This is a genomic window from Streptomyces sp. NPDC014889 (genome assembly GCF_043081205.1).
GTDB lineage: Bacteria > Actinomycetota > Actinomycetes > Streptomycetales > Streptomycetaceae > Streptomyces.
Window position 1 is genome coordinate 299019 of the sequence record NZ_JBIBWH010000009.1, and the last position, 17387, is coordinate 316405.

The 17387-nt window shown below is 71.0% G+C and carries 17 protein-coding genes; 4 read left to right on the forward strand and 13 right to left on the reverse strand.

Going from position 1 to position 17387, the window contains the following annotated elements:
• Window positions 1-10 precede the first annotated feature (10 nt).
• The 5 genes from ACF09J_RS20215 to ACF09J_RS20235 all read right to left on the reverse strand — a co-directional run bounded on the left by ACF09J_RS20215 (window position 11) and on the right by ACF09J_RS20235 (window position 4627).
• Entirely contained in the window at window positions 11-1051 is a 1041-nt protein-coding gene (locus ACF09J_RS20215) for an NUDIX domain-containing protein (protein WP_392306799.1), read from the reverse strand.
• Between the two features lie 140 nt (window positions 1052-1191).
• Window positions 1192-1389 (reverse strand): hypothetical protein, encoded by a 198-nt coding sequence (locus tag ACF09J_RS20220; RefSeq protein ID WP_392306800.1) that lies wholly within the window; start codon window positions 1387-1389, stop codon window positions 1192-1194.
• A 58-nt stretch (window positions 1390-1447) separates the two neighbouring features.
• The gene (locus ACF09J_RS20225) at window positions 1448-2371 is read right to left on the reverse strand and encodes a carbohydrate ABC transporter permease (RefSeq protein WP_392306801.1); all 924 of its coding nucleotides are present in this window, start codon (window positions 2369-2371) and stop codon (window positions 1448-1450) included.
• A complete protein-coding gene (locus tag ACF09J_RS20230) occupies window positions 2368-3282 on the reverse strand; it encodes a carbohydrate ABC transporter permease (protein WP_392306802.1) in 915 nt (304 codons plus the stop codon). The genes ACF09J_RS20225 and ACF09J_RS20230 overlap by 4 nt, the downstream gene beginning before the upstream one ends.
• 19 nt (window positions 3283-3301) lie before the next feature.
• Window positions 3302-4627 (reverse strand): ABC transporter substrate-binding protein, encoded by a 1326-nt coding sequence (locus ACF09J_RS20235; RefSeq protein WP_392306803.1) that lies wholly within the window; start codon window positions 4625-4627, stop codon window positions 3302-3304.
• Window positions 4628-4837: 210 nt separating this feature from the next.
• Here ACF09J_RS20235 and ACF09J_RS20240 point away from each other — a divergent pair, with 210 nt between their 5' ends.
• Together ACF09J_RS20240 and ACF09J_RS20245 are read left to right on the forward strand one after the other, a co-directional pair.
• Window positions 4838-6874 (forward strand): NPCBM/NEW2 domain-containing protein, encoded by a 2037-nt coding sequence (locus ACF09J_RS20240; RefSeq protein ID WP_392306804.1) that lies wholly within the window; start codon window positions 4838-4840, stop codon window positions 6872-6874.
• 76 nt (window positions 6875-6950) lie between these two features.
• The gene (locus tag ACF09J_RS20245) at window positions 6951-7592 is read left to right on the forward strand and encodes a nucleotidyltransferase domain-containing protein (protein ID WP_392306805.1); all 642 of its coding nucleotides are present in this window, start codon (window positions 6951-6953) and stop codon (window positions 7590-7592) included.
• Between the two features lie 315 nt (window positions 7593-7907).
• Here the strand turns inward: ACF09J_RS20245 and ACF09J_RS20250 are convergent, their stop codons facing one another.
• Complete coding sequence (locus tag ACF09J_RS20250) at window positions 7908-8861, reverse strand: ROK family protein (protein WP_392306806.1); 954 nt, start codon at window positions 8859-8861, stop codon at window positions 7908-7910.
• A gap of 225 nt (window positions 8862-9086) precedes the next feature.
• On the opposite strand from ACF09J_RS20250, the gene ACF09J_RS20255 reads away from it, so the two are divergent.
• Window positions 9087-10157, forward strand: coding sequence for a LacI family DNA-binding transcriptional regulator (locus ACF09J_RS20255; protein WP_392306807.1), 1071 nt, complete (start codon window positions 9087-9089; stop codon window positions 10155-10157).
• A gap of 154 nt (window positions 10158-10311) precedes the next feature.
• On the opposite strand, the gene ACF09J_RS20260 is transcribed toward ACF09J_RS20255, so the two are convergent.
• The 5 genes from ACF09J_RS20260 to ACF09J_RS20280 form a co-directional block, all read right to left on the reverse strand.
• The gene (locus ACF09J_RS20260; RefSeq protein WP_392306808.1) at window positions 10312-11616 is read right to left on the reverse strand and encodes a DUF6986 family protein; all 1305 of its coding nucleotides are present in this window, start codon (window positions 11614-11616) and stop codon (window positions 10312-10314) included.
• A 243-nt stretch (window positions 11617-11859) separates the two neighbouring features.
• Window positions 11860-12822, reverse strand: a complete 963-nt coding sequence (locus ACF09J_RS20265) for an electron transfer flavoprotein subunit alpha/FixB family protein (RefSeq protein ID WP_392306809.1) — start codon at window positions 12820-12822, stop codon at window positions 11860-11862.
• A 51-nt stretch (window positions 12823-12873) separates the two neighbouring features.
• Window positions 12874-13668, reverse strand: a complete 795-nt coding sequence (locus ACF09J_RS20270) for an electron transfer flavoprotein subunit beta/FixA family protein (RefSeq protein ID WP_392306810.1) — start codon at window positions 13666-13668, stop codon at window positions 12874-12876.
• A 217-nt stretch (window positions 13669-13885) separates the two neighbouring features.
• Window positions 13886-14404 carry a flavin reductase family protein gene (locus ACF09J_RS20275; protein WP_392306811.1) on the reverse strand — a complete coding sequence of 173 codons (519 nt, stop codon included), beginning with the start codon at window positions 14402-14404 and terminating at the stop codon, window positions 13886-13888.
• Window positions 14405-14633: 229 nt separating this feature from the next.
• On the reverse strand, window positions 14634-15035 hold the full coding sequence (locus tag ACF09J_RS20280) for a TlpA family protein disulfide reductase (protein ID WP_392306918.1): 402 nt from the start codon (window positions 15033-15035) through the stop codon (window positions 14634-14636).
• 256 nt (window positions 15036-15291) lie between these two features.
• Here ACF09J_RS20280 and ACF09J_RS20285 point away from each other — a divergent pair, with 256 nt between their 5' ends.
• Window positions 15292-16020 carry a lysophospholipid acyltransferase family protein gene (locus tag ACF09J_RS20285; protein WP_392306812.1) on the forward strand — a complete coding sequence of 243 codons (729 nt, stop codon included), beginning with the start codon at window positions 15292-15294 and terminating at the stop codon, window positions 16018-16020.
• A gap of 24 nt (window positions 16021-16044) precedes the next feature.
• Here the strand turns inward: ACF09J_RS20285 and ACF09J_RS20290 are convergent, their stop codons facing one another.
• Both ACF09J_RS20290 and ACF09J_RS20295 read right to left on the reverse strand, forming a co-directional pair.
• Complete coding sequence (locus ACF09J_RS20290; RefSeq protein ID WP_392306813.1) at window positions 16045-16740, reverse strand: B3/4 domain-containing protein; 696 nt, start codon at window positions 16738-16740, stop codon at window positions 16045-16047.
• Window positions 16741-16757: 17 nt separating this feature from the next.
• Window positions 16758-17348 carry a transglutaminase domain-containing protein gene (locus ACF09J_RS20295; RefSeq protein WP_392306814.1) on the reverse strand — a complete coding sequence of 197 codons (591 nt, stop codon included), beginning with the start codon at window positions 17346-17348 and terminating at the stop codon, window positions 16758-16760.
• Between the last annotated feature and the right edge of the window lie 39 nt (window positions 17349-17387).

Genomic DNA, 17387 nt, shown 5'->3' on the forward strand with positions numbered 1-17387 from the left:
CACGGGGGCGTCAGCCGACCGGGACGCCCGCCTCCAGGTACACCGCCGCGCCGCGCTCGCGGGCCCGCAGCGCCCAACGCAGCCGGGCGTAGCGGACGGGTGGGAGGAGATCGGCGGCCTCCCGCTCGGTGACGAAGCGGCAGTCGCGCAGCTCGGGTCCGGGCAGCAGCAGACGGCGGGCCGCCGCGGAGTCCAGCCGGCCGCCGTCGAAGAGGAAGCGCAGACCGCCGAAGGCGGGGGGCGCGGGCGGCTCCCAGTCGACGACGAGAAGCCGGGGCATCTCGTCCAGCCGTACCCCCGTCTCCTCGGCGACCTCGCGCATTCCCGCGCGGGCCGGGGCCTCGCCGGGTTCGACGACACCGCCGGGGAACTCCCAGCCGGGTTTGTAGGTGGGGTCGACGAGCAGCACGCGGTCCTGTTCGTCGAAGAGGAGCACTCCGGAGGCGACGGTCTCGGCCGTGGGCTCCGGGGTCTGCACGATGTCGCAGACGGGCACGGCACCGTTGCCGACGGCCTCGGCGATGCGCACGGCGCTCTCGTGCGGGGTCAGGGCGCTGGTGTCGACGGGGTGGGCGTCGGTGGTGAGCCAGGAGGCCAGGGCGGTCCGGTAGGGCTCGATGTGGTCGTAGGCCCACTGGCGGACGCGTATCTCGCCGTCGGGCAGGTCGGGCGGGACCTCCCGGTGGGCTATGCGCTCGCGCAGGATCGTTTCGGCCGGGGCCAGGAGTACATGCCGTACGGCGACGCGGCGGGCGGCGAGCCCGCCGAAGATCTCGTCGCGGTACTCCTGGCGCAGCAGGGTCATGGGCACCACGAGCGTTCCGCCCAGCTCGGCGAGCATGGCGGCCGCCGTGTCGATCACCATGCGCCGCCAGATCGGCAGATCCTGGTAGTCGCCGGCCTCGGCGAGGTGTTTGGGCGGCAGCAGACATGTCAGCGCACCGCCGATGACCTCGGGGTCGAAGAGCGTACTGTTCGGGATCAGTTCGATCAGTTCCCGTGCGGTGGTCGTCTTCCCCGCACCGAAAGCGCCGTTGATCCAGACGATCACGGGTCCCCCTCTGCTGTCGGCCCCCTGTGGCTTGCCCGCTTCACCCTGTCACGGAAACCAGCCGCAGTTGAGGGCTGCCCGCAGGACGGCGCCGGCACCCCCGCGGCGGGGGTACCGGCGCCGTGCTCGGCCGGCGGGCGTCAGCCGTGGTGGTGCCCGGACGCGTCGTCGTCCGTGGCGAGGCCTTCCTGACCGACGACCTGGTCGACGGTCCCCACGATGTCCTTCACGCTCCGGTCGCCGAGCCCGTCGTGGTCGACGGCGTGCGACGGAGAGACGGCGGCCACGACGAAACCGGTGGCCAGGGACGCGAGGGCGAGCATGCTGCGCTTCTTCATGCTCGGTTCAACTGCGCCGACCGCCCCGGGGTCACGCCCGTGCACCCGACGGGAGCACTCAGCCCTTCGTCGACCCCAGGGTCAGGCCCGCGATGAAGTGGCGTTGCAGGAGCAGGAAGACCAGGATCGTGGGCAGGGCCACCAGGACAGATCCGGCCGCGAGCAGGTTGTAGTCGGTGAAGAACTGCCCGCGCAGGTTGTTCAGGGAGGAGGTGATCGGGAGCTTGTCGGGGTCGGAGATGAAGATCAGGGCCCACAGGAAGTCGTTGTAGACCCAGGTGAACTCCAGGGTGGCCAGGGCCGCGAGGGCCGGCCGGCACAGCGGCAGGGTGATGCGCCAGAACCGGGTCCACACGCCGGCGCCGTCGACGATCGCCGCCTCCAGGATCTCCTGGGGCAGCGTGCGCATGAAGTTGGCCAGGACGAAGACGCAGAACCCCAGCTGGAAGCCGATGTTGACGACGATGACGGCCCAGTAGGAGTCGTACATCGTCAGGGAGTCGGACATCCACCACGGCAGCGGGATCCTGTTGAACAGGACGTACAGGGGCGTGACGATCACCTGCTGCGGGAGCAGGTTGCCCGCCGTGAAGAACATCAGCAGGACCAGGCCGCCGCGCAGTCTCAGACGCGCGACCGCGAACGCCACGAACGCCGCCAGGAACAGTGTGACGATCACCGCGGGCACCGCGATGATCAGCGTGTTGGCGAAGTACCTGCCCATGCCGGACTCGGTGTAGGCCTGCCGGTAGTAGGCGAAGGACAGATGGCTGGGCCAGGAGAAGTAGCCGTGCTGCGCGGTGTCCTGGTACGGACGCAGTGAGGCGTAGACCGCGAGCAGCAGCGGTGCGACGAACGCCAGCGACACCGCCGCGAGGAAGATCTGCACGCCCCAGCGGCCCCGGCGCGGGGGTCCCGCCGACCGTGCGGGCGCCGGCGCCGGGCGGTGTACGGGCGCGGTGGTGCGAATGTCCGCCGTCATCGGTCGCGCGCACCTCGCAGCTCTTGGACCAGGAACGTCACGATGCACCCCAGGGACACGGTGAGCAGGACCACGGCGATGGCGGAGCCGAAGCCGATGCGGCTCGCCTCGCCGATGATGTTGTCGGTGATCAGCACCGACAGCAGTTCCAGGCCGTTGCGGCCCTTGTTGACCGCGTAGACGATGTCGAAGGCGCGCAGCGCCTCGATGACCGTGATGACGCCGACGACGACGTTCACCGGGCGCAGGGTCGGCAGGACCACGTGGAAGAACGTCTGGCGCTCGTTCGCCCCGTCGATCGCCGCCGCCTCCTTCAGCGCCGGGTCGACGGACTTCAGTCCGGCGAGGTAGAGGATCATGACGTAGCCGACGTGCCGCCAGCTCGCGGCGATCATCATCATCCAGATGTTGAGGCGGGAGTCGCCGAGCCAGTCGACGGGGTCGGCGTGGTTGCCGAGGAGCGTGTTGACCACGCCCTGGTCGGTGCCAAGGAGCAGTTGGGCCATGAAGCCGACGATGGCCAGCGAGAGCACGACCGGCAGGTAGAGCACGGACTGGTAGAAGCGGCTGAAGCGGACGCCCCGGTCGATGAGGACGGCCAGGAACAGCCCGAACGGTGTCGCAATCAGGCCCAGGAAGAGCAGCCACAGGACGTTGTGGCGGACCGCGGGCCAGAACGGCGGGTAGTTCTCGGCGAGGTTCCGGTAGTTCTCGCCGCCGGCCCAGTGGATGTCCCCGATGCCGTCCCAGGAGGTGAAGGACAGCCCGATGGAGGCGAGCGTCGGCCCCCAGACGATGGCGATGTCGAGCAGTACCGGGATGCCGAGCAGCACGCCGAGGACGGCGAGGTCACGGCGGGTGAACCGGCGCAGTCGTGGCCGTCCGGCGCGCCGCGGGGAGGTGAGCGCCACGGAACATGTCCCCCAGTGATCAGCCGACGGGCTGCGAGAAGATGGTCTTCTTCTGCCGTTCGATGCTGTTGCACAGCCCGTCGACGTCCTTCGGGTTGCCGATGAAGTCCTGGATCGCCTGGATCATCACGGTGGAGGCGAAGTCGGGGCGGGTGTCGCGGTCCAGGAACTGCGAGATCTGCCGGGCGCCGGAGACGAGTTCGGCGGACTTCTTCTGCAGGGCGCTGTAGGCGGAGGTGTCGGCACCGGAGTTGACGGCCACGTTGTTCGGGTCGTACCGCAGGTAGATGTCCTCGGCCTTCGCTGTGCCGAGCCACTTGAGCAGGTCCTTGGCGGCGGCGACGTTCTTGGACTTCTTCGCGACGAGGAAGCCGTCGATGGGGGCCTCCACGGCGTCCTGGCCGTACTGCGGGTCGATCTCGGGGAACGCGAAGAAGTCGATGTCGTCGCGTTCGTTCTCCGGGAACTGGCTGCCGGGGTGCGGCATTCCGAAGACGGCCATGCCCGTCTTGCGCTGCTGAAGACTCTGCCCGGCCTCCTCCCAGGTCCGGCCGAGCGCGCCCTTCTGGTAGTACGGCATCAGCTCGCGCCAGGTGTCGAAGACCTTCTTCACCCGGTTGTCGGTCCACGCCTGTTCGCCTGCCATCAGGGACTTGTGGAAGTCGTATCCGTTCAGGCGCAGGTTGATGTAGTCGAAGGTGCCCATGGCGGGCCAGCCGTCCTTGTCGCTGAAGGCGACCGGGGTGCCGTCCTTGGACATCTGCTTGGCCAGCGCGATGAACTGGTCCCAGTTCTTTGGCTGTTGGTAGCCCTTCTGCTGGAACAGGCTCTTACGGTGGAAGACGGCCCACGGATAGTAGTAGTACGGCACGAAGAACTGCCGGCCGTCGTGCGTCGACTGCTCCTTGAGGGCGTCGGAGAACCCGGAGAACGACGACCACACGTCGCTGATGTCGGTCAGCAGCCCCTTCTGCGCGAAGTACTGCATCCGGTACCCCGCGAACCACATGAAGACGTCGTCGGGCCGGCCCTGCAGATACCGGTTGATGTTCTCCTGGAAGTCGTTGTGGTCCTTGGTGTTGACCTTGACCTTCTTGCCGGACTGCTTCCGGTAGGCGTCGAACGCCGCCGCGAACGCCTTCTTCGGTACCGCGTCCGAGGCGTTCGACCCGACAGTGACCTCGTTCTTGTCTCCGCCGGGGCCGGAGCCGCAGGCGGCCAGCACGGCGGGAAGGGTGACCATGCCCGCTCCGGCGGCCGCGCCGCGCAGGACATCGCGCCGGGAGACCGGGTGTCCTGCCGCACCGGTCGGCGGGACGAGCCGGTTGAACGATGACTGCGCCATGTCCCCCTCCTCGGGGTGCACCCCAACACAACCGAACGCGAGAATGGGATCTCACCGCCAACCGGCGCAGCAGTCAAGGGATCTGACGGGATATCGAACAACCGTTACCGCTTCTCTTCCAACAGAGTTGGACACGTCCTACCATAACCGCGCACCGATGACGCGAACACGATGTCATCCCATCTTTCGCGAGTTCGGAGGAGCGTTCTCATGCGTCACCCGCACACGCGCACCGCCCGCCGCACCGTGGTCGGGGCCCTGGCCGCAGGACTGCTGTGCACCACGGGGCTCGCCGCCCCCGCCGTCGCCGCCCCCGCCGCGGCGGCCTCGGCACGGGACTCCGTCGCGCCCACGCGGGCCGACGGACTCGCCCTCACCCCTCCGATGGGCTTCAACAACTGGAACTCCACCAACTGCCGAGCCGAGTTCGACGAGTCCATGGTCAAGGGCATCGCCGACCTCTTCGTCACCAAGGGCCTGAAGGACGCCGGGTACCAGTACGTCAACCTCGACGACTGCTGGGCCCTGCCCGTCCGCGACGCCGACGGCAAGCTCGTACCCGACCCGGTCAGGTTCCCCAACGGCATCGCGGCCGTCGCGGACTACGTGCACTCCAAGGGGCTCAAGCTGGGCATCTACACCAGCGCCGGCACCAAGACCTGCAACAGCGCCGGATTCCCCGGCGCGCTCGGCCACGAGTACAGCGACGCCCAGCAGTTCGCCGACTGGGGCGTGGACTACCTCAAGTACGACAACTGCAACAACCAGGGCGTGGACGCCAGGCTCCGGTACACCACCATGCGGGACGCGCTGAAGGCGACCGGCCGGCCCATCGTCTACAGCATCTGCGAATGGGGCCAGAACAAACCCTGGGAATGGGCCTCCGGCATCGGGCACCTGTGGCGCACCACCGATGACATCAGCGACAACTGGGGCTCGATGCTGTCGATCCTCAAGCAGAACCTGCCGCTCGCCCCGTACGCCGGTCCGGGCCACTGGAACGACCCCGACATGCTGGAGGTCGGCAACGGCGGCATGACGGACACCGAGTACCGCACCCACTTCTCGATGTGGTCCGTGATGGCCGCGCCCCTCCTCATCGGCTCGGACCTGCGCAAGGCCTCCGAGGCGACCCTCGGCATCCTGGGCAACAAGGAGGTCATCGCCGTCGACCAGGACCCGCTGGGCAAGCAGGGCGCCGTCGTCTCCTCCGAGGACGGGCGCTGGGTCGTGGCCAAGGAGATGGAGGACGGCAGCCGCGCCGTCGCCCTGTTCAACGAGACCGGCAGCCCGCAGCGCATCGCCACCACCGCGCGGGCCGTGGGCCTGCCCGGCGCCGCCGCCTACACGCTGCGCGACCTGTGGGAACACCGCTCCTACAACACCGCGGGCACGATCTCGGCGACCGTTCCGGCCCACGGCACCGTCCTGGTCCGGGTCTCCTCCGACAACCGCTGGGCCGCGAACCCGCCCGCCGTCGAACTCGGACTGGAGGGCGGCCTGTTGCTGGAAGCGGGCAAGCCGGCGACGCTGACCACCACCGTCACCGACCTGGGCCGTACGCCGGCCACACAGGTCTCCGTGTCGCTGACCGGCCCGGCGGGCTGGACGATACGGCCAAAGTCCGCGACCCGGGCCCCGGACCTACCGACGGGCAAGGCACTGCGCACCCGCTGGACGGTCGCCGCACCGGCCGGGACGCCGACAGGTTCGTACGAACTGACGCTCAGGGAGAACCACAGCTCCCCGGGCGGCGACCGCGCCGACAGCGCCCTGACCCTCGCCGCCGGCGTGGTGGTGCGGCCGCCCGCCGGGACGTCGTACCTCAGTGACCTCCCCTGGCTGTCGGCCGCCAACGGCTACGGCCCGGTGGAGCGCGACACCAGCAACGGCGAGAGCGCCGCGGGCGACGGTCATCCGATCACCCTCGGCGGGGCGGTGTACGCCAAGGGACTCGGCGTCCACGCGGAGAGCGCCGTCGAGTTCTACACGGGCGCGACCTGCCGGACGGTCACCGCGGACGTCGGCGTCGACGACGAGAAGGACGGCAGGGGCACGGTGGCGTTCGAGATCTGGGCGGACGGCCGGAAGGCAGCCTCCACCGGGGTCCTGACCAACGCGATGGGCGCCCGGCCGCTGTCGGCGGACGTGACCGGCGCCCAGGTGGTCCGCCTCGTCGTCACGGACGGCGGCGACGGCATCGACTCCGACCACGCGGACTGGGCGGACGCCCGCCTGGTGTGCTGAACGGGGGTCGAGACGGGGTCGCTCCTGGTCATCGACCATGGCCAGGGACCTTCGACTCCGCTGATGGATTCCCGCGGTGAGCGAGCAACTGCCCAGCGGCGGCATCGAGCTGTCACCCGACGAGAGCGAAGCCCTCCACGCCAGGTGGTCATCCTGCTGGACCCCGAGTGAGGTCGCGCAGCAGCTGGCCGGGATCAGCACGCCCTGGTACGTGGCCGCGGGCTGGGCGCTGGACTTGTTTCGCGGCACACAGACGCGCGCTCATGGAGACATCGAGATAGCGATTCCGGCCGCGAGCTTTCCCGAGGTCCGCCACCGCTTCTGCGGATACGTCTTCGACGCGGTGGGCAGCGGCCGGATCTGGGAGGACGCCACACCGGAGGTGCTGGCCGCCGTGCATCAGACATGGCTCCGCGATCCGGCCGCCGGAAACTACCTGCTCGACGTGTTCCGCGAACCGCACGACGGCGACACCTGGATCTGCCGACGCGATGAGAGGATCCGGCTTCCCTACAGCGACGTCATCCATCACACCCGGGACGGCATCCCGTATCTGGCGCCCGAGCTGGTCCTGCTGTTCAAGGCCAAGCACCCCCGCCGAAAGGATCGAACAGACTTCGAGGCGACCGTCCCGCAAATGACCCCGGCTCAGCGCGAGACCCTGGCCGAGCTGCTCGCCCGCGTACACCCGGGACACCCCTGGATTGCGGATCTGTAGCCGGGGCTCTACTGGTGAGCTCGTGTGTTCAACCGCAGCATCCGGGGGCGCAGGTGAGTCGGCCATGGAACAGCCGGGCGAGGCCCGTGTCCAGGCAGACATCGCGGGAGCTGACGACCTTGCCCGGACCCGGGCGGCGGCGATGGGATGGGCAACCATTCCTGCGACCTGATGGTCATGTCCGTGCCACCCCCGTACCTGGGTGGGCATGGTCAGCCCCGCCTCGGGACGTTCCTGAGGCGCTGGAACATGGGGCCCTGGCTGTTTCAACGGCCGGCGGGCCGGTCAGTCGCTGCTGGGCCCTCCGTCTCCGACTCAGACCCCTGCCGCCGTGACACCCGTCCGCGCCGCGAGCGCTGCCGCCGCCGCTCCCACCAGGCCGGCGTCCGTGCCGGTCTGGGCGGGGGCGACCGTCAGGCGCCGTACGAAGGAGAGGGTGGCGTAGTCGGCCAGGGCCCGGCGCAGCGGGGCGAGGAGCACGTCGCCCGCCTTGGCCACTCCCCCGCCGATCACCGCGATGTCGATCTCGACCAGGGTCGCGGTGGCGGCGATGCCCGCGGCCAGGGCGCGGGCGGCGCGGGCGAAGGAGGCCACGGCGACCGGGTCCCCGGCACGGGCGGCGGCGGCCACCGCGGCGGCCGAGGTGTCGCCGTCGGGGCCCGGGCGCCAGCCCTGTTCCAGGGCCCGCCGGGCGATGTTCGGTCCGCTCGCCAAACGCTCCACGCAGCCGCGCGAACCGCACGGGCACGGGTCGCCGTCGAGGTCGACGCTGATGTGGCCGATGTGCCCGGAGTTGCCGGTCGGGCCGGGGTGCAGCCGGCCGCCGAGGACCAGGCCGCCGCCGACGCCGGTGGAGACGACCATGCACAGCGCGTTGTCGTGTCCCCGGGCGGCGCCCTGCCAGTGCTCGGCCGCCGTGATGGCCACGCCGTCGCCGATCAGCTCCACGGGCAGGCCGCCGGCCGCCGCGCGGGCCCGCTCGACCAGCGGATAGTCGCGCCAGCCGGGCACGTTGACGGGGCTGACCGTGCCCGTCGAGGCGTCCACCGGGCCCGCGCTGCCGATGCCCAGGGCCGTGGCACGCTCCCACAGCGGCGAGGCGCCCAGCTCGCCGAGCACCTCCTCCACGGCCCGCATCACGGTGTCGCCGTCCTCCTGCGCGGGCGTCGGGCGCTGCGCGCGCACCAGGATGCCGCCGCGGCCGTCCACCAGCGCTCCGGCGATCTTGGTGCCGCCGATGTCAAGCGCGGCCACGAGGTCGGTGTGCATCAGAGTCAGATCTCCCCGTCAACCATGAGAAAACCAAGAGGTGGGCGCGGTCCGGTATCGCCGTGGAGCGGCGCGGGCCGGAGTGTTCGATGGACAGTCTCTCGTGCATATGACAACGTTGTCCAGGTTCTATGCTCGACGCCACATCCTCATACGAACCCATGGACCGACGCATCCCCGTGGACGCGATTCGTCCCCGTGGACGACAGGACAGGACGCCGCACCGTGCCCGAGACCGCCCGTCGAGCAGACCGCCCCGCAGACCGCCCGGACCGCGCATCGGGGAACCGCTACGGCAGCCGTCCCACGATGAAGGACGTGGCGGCGCGCGCGGGCGTCGGCCTGAAGACCGTCTCCCGCGTGGTCAACGGTGAGCCCGGAGTCACTCCGGACACGGAGCGACGCGTGCAGGACGCCATCGCGGCCCTGGGATTCCGCCGCAACGACAGCGCGCGGGTGCTGCGCAAGGGCCGTACGGCGAGCGTGGGGCTGATCCTGGAAGACCTCGCCGACCCGTTCTACGGGCCGCTGAGCCGCGCGGTCGAGGAGGTCGCCCGCGCGCACGGCGCCCTGCTCATCAACGGCTCCAGCGCGGAGGACCCGGAGCGCGAGCAGGAACTGGCGCTGGCGCTGTGCGCACGGCGGGTGGACGGGCTGGTGGTGATCCCGGCCGGGGACGACCACCGCTATCTGGAGCCCGAGCTCAGGGCGGGCGTCGCGACCGTGTTCGTGGACCGCCCGGCCGGCAACATCGACGCCGACGTCGTGCTGTCGGACAACTTCGGCGGCGCCCGCGACGGCGTCGCCCATCTGATCGCCCACGGCCACCGCCGGATCGGGTTCATCGGCGACATGCCCCGCATCCACACGGCCGCCGAGCGCCTGCGCGGCTACCGGGCGGCGATGGAGGACGCGGGCATACCGGTCGAGGACTCCTGGATGTCGCTGGGCGTCACGGACCCGGAGCGGGTGCGCCGGGCCACCGAGACGATGCTGGCCGGGCCCGACCCGGTCACCGCGGTCTTCGCGGGCAACAACCGGGTGACCGTCACCGTGATCCGCGTACTGGCCGAACAGGCGCGGCGGGTCGCCCTCGTCGGCTTCGACGACATCGAACTGGCCGATCTGCTCCAGCCGGGCGTGACCGTCGTCGCCCAGGACGCGGCGGCCCTCGGCCGGACCGCCGCCGACCGTCTCTTCCGTCAGTTGGACGGCACCCTCCTCGCCCCGGAACGCATCGAAATCCCGACCCGCCTGATCACCCGGGGGTCGGGCGAACTGCCCCCGCTGACCTGACGCCCGACGCCCACCCCCCTCCACGTCCGGCGGGCCGCCCGTGCCGCGCGAGCGAGCGGACACCCGGCCGGACGCCCGCGCCGAGGGCACACGCACAGGGGCGTGACCACGGGGACGGGCCCCGCGGTCACGCCCCTGCCGGTCCGCCGTCCGGCTACTGCGCCGACGCGGTCAGGTCGCCGCGGCGGGGGGCCGCGAAGGACTCCAGGTCGGCCCGGGTCAGGCCGGTGAGCTCGGCGACCTCGGCGGAGCCGAGGGCGCCGCAGTCCAGGCCGCGCAGCAGGTAGCCGCTGAGCGCCTTGGCGGTGGCGGGCTCGTCCATGACGTCGCCGCCGTCCCGGTTGACGTAACGGGCCAGGCGGGCCGCCGCCTGCTCGAAGCCCTCGCGGTAGAAGGCGAACACGGCCGCGTACCGGGTGGGGATGTGGCCGGGGTGCATGTCCCAGCCCTGGTAGTAGGCGCGGGCCAGGGCGCGGCGGGTGAGGCCGAAGTGCAGCCGCCAGGCGTCGTGCACTTTCCCGGTCGGGCCGACCGGCAGGACGTTGGTGGACCCGTCCGAGACGCGTACGCCCGTGCCCGCCGCGGCGACCTGCATCACGGCCTTGGCGTAGTCGGCGGCCGGGTGGTCGCTGGCCTGGTAGGCGGCGGAGACACCGAGGCAGGCGCTGTAGTCGAAGGTGCCGTAGTGCAGTCCGGTGGCCCGGCCCTCGGCGGCCTGGATCATCCGGGCGACCGTCGCGGTGCCGTCCGCGGCCAGGATGGACTGGCTCGTCTCGATCTGGAGCTCGAAGCCGAGGCGCCCGGGCGCCAGCCCATGGGCCTTCTCGAAGGCCTCCAGCAGCCGGGCCATGGCGGTGACCTGCTCGGGATAGGTCACCTTGGGCAGGGTCAGGACCAGCCCCTCGGGCAGGCCCCCGGCCTCCATCAGGCCGGTGAGGAAGATGTCCAGGGTGCGGATGCCCCGGTCGCGGACCGCCGCCTCGAAGCACTTCATGCGGATGCCCATGTACGGGGCGGCCGTCCCGTTCCGGTACGCCTCGGCGACCAGCCTGGCCGCGCGTGCGGCCGCCTCGTCCTCCTCCGCGTCGGGCCGGGGACCGTACCCGTCCTCGAAGTCGATCCGCAGGTCCTCGATCGGCTCCCGCTCCAGCTTGGCGCGGACGCGGTCGTACACGGGAGCGGCCAGTTCGTCGCTCAGGCCGAGGACGGCGGCGAAGGAGGCCGCGTCCGGGGCGTGCTCGTCGAGCGCGGCGAGCGCCTGGTCGCCCCAGGAGCGGATGGTGCCGGCCTCGAAGACGTCACCGGGCACGTAGACGGTGTGCACGGGCTGGCGGGTGCCGGGGTCGCCCGGGTAGAGGCGCTCCAGTTCGGCGTCGACCGGCGCGAGGGAGGCGCTGATCTCCTCGCTGACGGCGCCCGCGAGGCTCGTCGCCACGTTCTCCTGCTGGCCCTGACCCATCCCACACCCTCCTGTTTTCCGCTTCCCGGAATCATTAATCCGCAGTACGAAGTTATCCGTGGATCTTCCCGTGGGTCAACACCGTCTTTCCTCCGTGCGACCGCCCCATGCCTCTCATCCTGGCGCGCGGGAGCACGGGATCACCTGCCGAAGCCCGGCAGGGGTGCCGCCGGAACGAGCCGAGGCCCCCGCGTCCCGCCCGGTAGGGGCAGGGCACGGAGGCCTCGGTCGAGCGCCGGAGGTTCAGCCCTTGCGGGTCTTGATCTCCTCGGTGAGCTGCGGGACGACCTCGAACAGGTCGCCGACGACGCCGTAGTCGACCAGGTCGAAGATCGGGGCCTCGGGGTCCTTGTTGACCGCGACGATGGTCTTCGAGGTCTGCATGCCGGCCCGGTGCTGGATCGCGCCGGAGATGCCGTTGGCGATGTAGAGCTGCGGCGAGACCGACTTGCCGGTCTGGCCGACCTGGCTGGTGTGCGGGTACCAGCCGGCGTCGACGGCGGCACGCGAGGCGCCGACAGCCGCGCCGAGGGAGTCGGCGAGCGCCTCGATGACCGCGAAGTTCTCCGCGCCGTTCACGCCACGGCCGCCGGAGACCACGATCGCGGCCTCGGTCAGCTCCGGACGGCCCGTCGACTCACGCGGCGTACGGCCGGTGATCTTCGTGCCGGTCGCCGGACCGGAGAACGTCACGGACAGCGCCTCGACCGCACCGGCGGCAGGAGCGGGCTCCACGGCGGCCGAGTTCGGCTTGACGGTGATGACCGGAGTTCCCTTGGTGACACGGGACTTGGTGCTGTACGAGGCGGCGAACACCGACTGCGTGGCCACCGGGCCCTCGTCGCCGGCCTCCAGGTCGACGGCGTCGGTGATGATGCCCGAACCGATGCGCAGCGCCAGCCGCGCGGCGATCTCCTTGCCCTCGGTGGAGGACGGCACCAGCACGGCGGCCGGCGAGACGGCCTCGACGGCGGCCTGCAGGGCGTCCACCTTGGGCACGACCAGGTAGTCGGCGTACTCGGGCGCGTCGTGAGTGAGGACCTTCGCCGCGCCGTGCTCGGCGAGCGTCGCGGCGGTGTCCGCGGCACCGGCGCCGAGGGCGACGGCGACCGGCTCGCCGATGCGGCGGGCCAGGGTCAGCAGCTCCAGGGTCGGCTTGCGGACGGCACCGTCCACGTGGTCGACGTAGACGAGGACTTCAGCCATGGGACTTCTTCTCTCCTGCTTGCGAAGGGGGGCGGTCGGCGGGGGCTGCCTTTAGATGAACTTCTGGCTCGCGAGGAACTCGGCGAGCTGCTTGCCGCCCTCGCCCTCGTCCTTGACGATCGTGCCGGCGGTACGGGCCGGACGCTCCGCGGCGGAGTCCACGGCCGTCCAGGCGCCCTCCAGACCGACCTCGTCCTCGTCGATGTCCAGGTCGGACAGGTCCCAGGACTGAACCGGCTTCTTCTTGGCCGCCATGATGCCCTTGAAGGACGGGTAACGGGCCTCGCCCGACTGGTCGGTGACCGACACCACCGCGGGCAGCGACGCCTCGAGCTGCTCCGAGGCCGTGTCGCCGTCCCGGCGGCCCTTCACCGTGCCGTCCTCGACCGACACCTCCGACAGCAGCGTCACCTGGGGGACGCCCAGACGCTCGGCCAGCAGCGCCGGGACCACGCCCATGGAGCCGTCGGTGGAGGCCATGCCGGAGATCACCAGGTCGTAGCCGGCCTTCTCGACCGCCTTGGCCAGCACCAGCGAGGTGCCGATGGCGTCCGTGCCGTGCAGGTCGTCGTCCTCGACGTGGACCGCCTTGTCGGCGCCCATCGACAGCGCCTTGCGCAGCGCGTCCTTGGCGTCCTCCGGACCCACCGTCAGGACGGTGACCTCGGCGTCGCCTTCCCCGTCGTAGTTCTCGGCGATGCGCAGCGCCTGCTCGACCGCGTACTCGTCCAGCTCGGAGAGCAGACCGTCCACGTCGTCCCGGTCGACGGTCAGGTCATCGGCGAAGTGCCGGTCGCCAGTGGCGTCGGGCACGTACTTCACAGTGACAACGATCCTCAAGCTCACGCCGGCTCTCCTACTGCATCGTCTTCTCTGGGCTGCCTTCCTAGGCAGCATAGGCGTCTGAAGCGGCCGATCCCGGTCAGGGCGACCGCGCGCACCGAGCGGAATATTACTCGTCAGTACACCCAGTTCATGCCCGCTGAGCAAGCGCTTTGAACTGTGACCTTCGCAACGCAGCGTAACCGGAACCCGACGGCTTCGCAGGAGAGGGGCGGGGTGATCAATCACGCAGCGCGCCGAAGCGGCCCTGGTGGTAGAGAAGCGGACGTCCGGCGCCCGTGGGATCGCCCAGGACGATCTCGGCCAGCACGATCCGGTGGTCCCCGGCCGGCACCCGCGTGACGACACGGCACACCAGCCAGGCGAGCACGCCGTCGAGGACGGGCACCCCCTCGGGACCCTCGCGCCACGCCGTCGGCGCTCCGAAGCGGTCGGCGCCGCTGCGCGCGAAGGTGGCGGCCAGTTCCTCCTGGTGCTCACCGAGTATGTGGACGCCGACATGGTCGGTCGTGGCGATGGCCGGCCAGCTGGAACCGGCGGTGCCGACGCCGAAGGAGAGCATCGGGGGCTCGGCGGAGACGGAGGTGAGAGAGGTGGCGGTGAAGCCGACCGGTCCGGCGTCGCCCCGGGCGGTGATCACCGCGACGCCCGCCGCGTGCCGCCGGAAGACGGAGCGCAGCAGTTGCGGGGAGGCGAACTGGACGGTGCCCGAGGCACCCAGGTCGGACGTGGCCGTCATGGAGCGGTCCTTCTGCTGGTCGGACGAGCGGGATCCGCGGCTGCTCAACAGTCCGGGCGGCGCGCGCTCGTGGGGCGGGCTGGGTCGACGCGGGGCCGCCCGAGAAGAAGGAGTTCCGAGGGCATGCGGTCAGGCTCACGATAGTTGGCGTGCGCAGTCAAGTACGCCCCGGGACGTGTGAACCGTCCCGCTGCCACGGCAGGAGGCCCGACCACCGGGGACAGCCGCCTCACAACGCCTCCCCCAGGGCCGCGATGACATCCGCCTTGCGCGGCTGTCCGGCGGCCCGCCGCACCACGCGGCCGTCCGCGTCGAGGACGAGCACGGTCGGCGTCCTGAGGATCCCGAGCGCGCGTACGAGGTCGAGCCGGGCCTCGGCGTCGACCTCGACGTGAGCCACCCCGGGGACCACGCCGGCCACCTCGCCGAGGATCCGCCGAGTCGCCCGGCAGGGAGCGCAGAAGGCGCTGGAGAACTGCACCAGCGTGGCCCGCGCGCCGAGGTCCTCACCGAGTTCGGCCGCTCCGAGCCGCCTGGCCTCGCCACTTCCCGGCACGCCTGTTCTCCCGTTCCTCCGCCGTACCTTGCCGTACTTTCGCGAACGCGCCCCCGCGCGCGCCCACCGGTTCAGCGCGCCCGGGGGCACGGAGATTCCCGGGCTACCGGGACGGGTTCCCGGAAGGTCTCCCAGGCACATGGTGCGTGCCCTCGATGGGCCGTCGGGCGGAATCTGAGGGGTGACGTGACGAGGATCTCGCGATGGACGGGCACGTGGGCTGGCTCCCGCGCCGTTCTTGGGGCACGATCTGCGACAGGCCGTAAACCTACGGCAGCGTAACTTCCGCCTGGGTCCCCTTCCCTGGCAGAGAGAAGGGTCCGTCCCGCTCATGGCAGAGCTTGTCTACCGCCCCGTCATCGGTCTCGCCCGCACGATGTTCAAGGCGTGGGACCTCAAGATCGACTGCCGGGGGTCGGAGAACATTCCGCGCACGGGCGGCGCCGTGCTGGTGAGCAATCACATCAGCTATCTGGACTTCGTCTTCAACGGGCTCGCGGCCCTTCCGCAGAAGCGCCTGGTGCGTTTCATGGCGAAGGAGTCGGTCTTCCGGCACCGGATCTCCGGCCCGCTGATGCGCGGCATGAAGCACATCCCGGTGGACCGCGCCAACGGCGAGGCGGCGTACGCGCGTGCGCTGGACTCGCTGAGGTCCGGTGAGGTGGTCGGGGTGTTCCCGGAGGCCACGATCTCGCAGTCGTTCACGCTGAAGAGCTTCAAGTCGGGCGCGGTGCGCCTCGCCCAGGAGGCGGGCGTCCCCCTGGTCCCGATGGCCGTCTGGGGCACCCAGCGACTGTGGACCAAGGGCCACCCCCGCAACTTCAAGCGCAGCCACATCCCGATCACGATCCGGGTGGGCGAGGCCATGGAGGCCTCCCGCGACCTGTACGCGGGCGCCCTCACCCGCCGGCTGCGCGAGCGCGTCCAGGAGCTCCTCGAGGCGGCCCAGCGCGCCTACCCGGTCCGCCCCCGGTCCTCCGACGACACCTGGTGGATGCCCGCCCACCTCGGCGGCACGGCCCCGACCCCGGACCAGCTCCGCACGGCCGGGGCGCACTGACCCCGCGGCCGCAAGAACCGGGGCTCAGGCCCCGGGCGGCCGTACGGCGACCTCTGCTCCCGGGCTGAACTTCTCCAGCAGTTCGGCGAGTTCGGCCGCCGCAGCCTCCACTTCGGCAACCGGCATCGGGGACATGCTCTCCAGCAGGAAGACGCCCGACACGGTCTGCTCGGTGAGGCGGGTGCGCGGGCCCTGGCGCCAGTTCCAGCGGCGGCAGGTCACGCCGGCCTCGTCGCACCACACGACCTCGCCCGCGTCCGGGTGTTCGACGGTCTCCTCGCCGCCCGCGACGGTCACGAAGTCCTCCTCGCCACTGGCGCGCACGAGGCGCATCCCGCCCACGATCCGGTCGAGGTCCTCGCCGCCGACGGGGATGAGATGGGCGACGCTGATGGCGTTGTAGAGGTCGACGAGCAGGTTGATGCGGGGCAGGCCGGCGCCGGTCAGCGCCCGCCGGGCCAGCGCCTCGGCCGAGTTGCGGGTGCGGGAGGGCTTGGAGCCGAACGCCGAGTAGGTCTCCCGCCAGGCGGCCATGTGCGGGTCCTCGTGCGGTGCGCGTCCGTCCAGGCGGGCCGCCAGACGGCGTGCGGCGTCGTCGAGGAGCGCCGAGGAGGCCTCGGTGCTCGGTCCGCCGGCCAGCCCGTGGGCCTCCACGGCCACATGCGTGAAGCCGGGCGCGAGTGTGCGGACCTCGTCGGACACGGTGAGCGTCAGCGTCATGTTCTCCCGCCTCGCGGTCAGAGTGCGGCAGGGAGCGTCTTCCACAGCCGCGGCCGGTCCGGAGCGGCCTTGAGGGCGGCCAGCACGGCCAGGTGCGGTTCAGCGTACAGCACCGGGTAGTCCACCTCGTTGGACTTCGGATCCGGCACGAAGGCCAGGCGCTCACCGGCGAGGGAGAACTGTGCGTCGACGCCCGGCTTGTTGCCGCGCGGGTCCTGCCGGTGCCAGGCTCCGTCGAACCGGACGGCGACCAGTCCGTGCACCACGTGCCCGCCGTCGTCGTGCGTCAGCCGCTGGTAGCACAGTGCCGTCGGGATGTCCTCCGCCCGCAGCAGCGCCGCCAGGGCATGGGCCTTGGCGTAGCAGATGCCGGTGCGCAGACGGAGGACGTCGGAGGCGCGCCAGGTGACGCGCGGGTCGCCCGCGTCCTGCGCGTGCGGGATGCCGTCACGCACGAATTCGTACGCGGACCGCGCATAGGCATACGAGTCCGCCACCCCCTCGGCGAGCCGGGCAGCCGTCTCGCGGACCAACGGGTGCTCATGGTCGATCGCCTCGTCAGCGGCCAGATAGGCAGACAGGTCGGGGGTGTTCTGGATCGGCTCCATGCCCGCAGAGCATAGGAATGCGACCACTCGACGTCAATG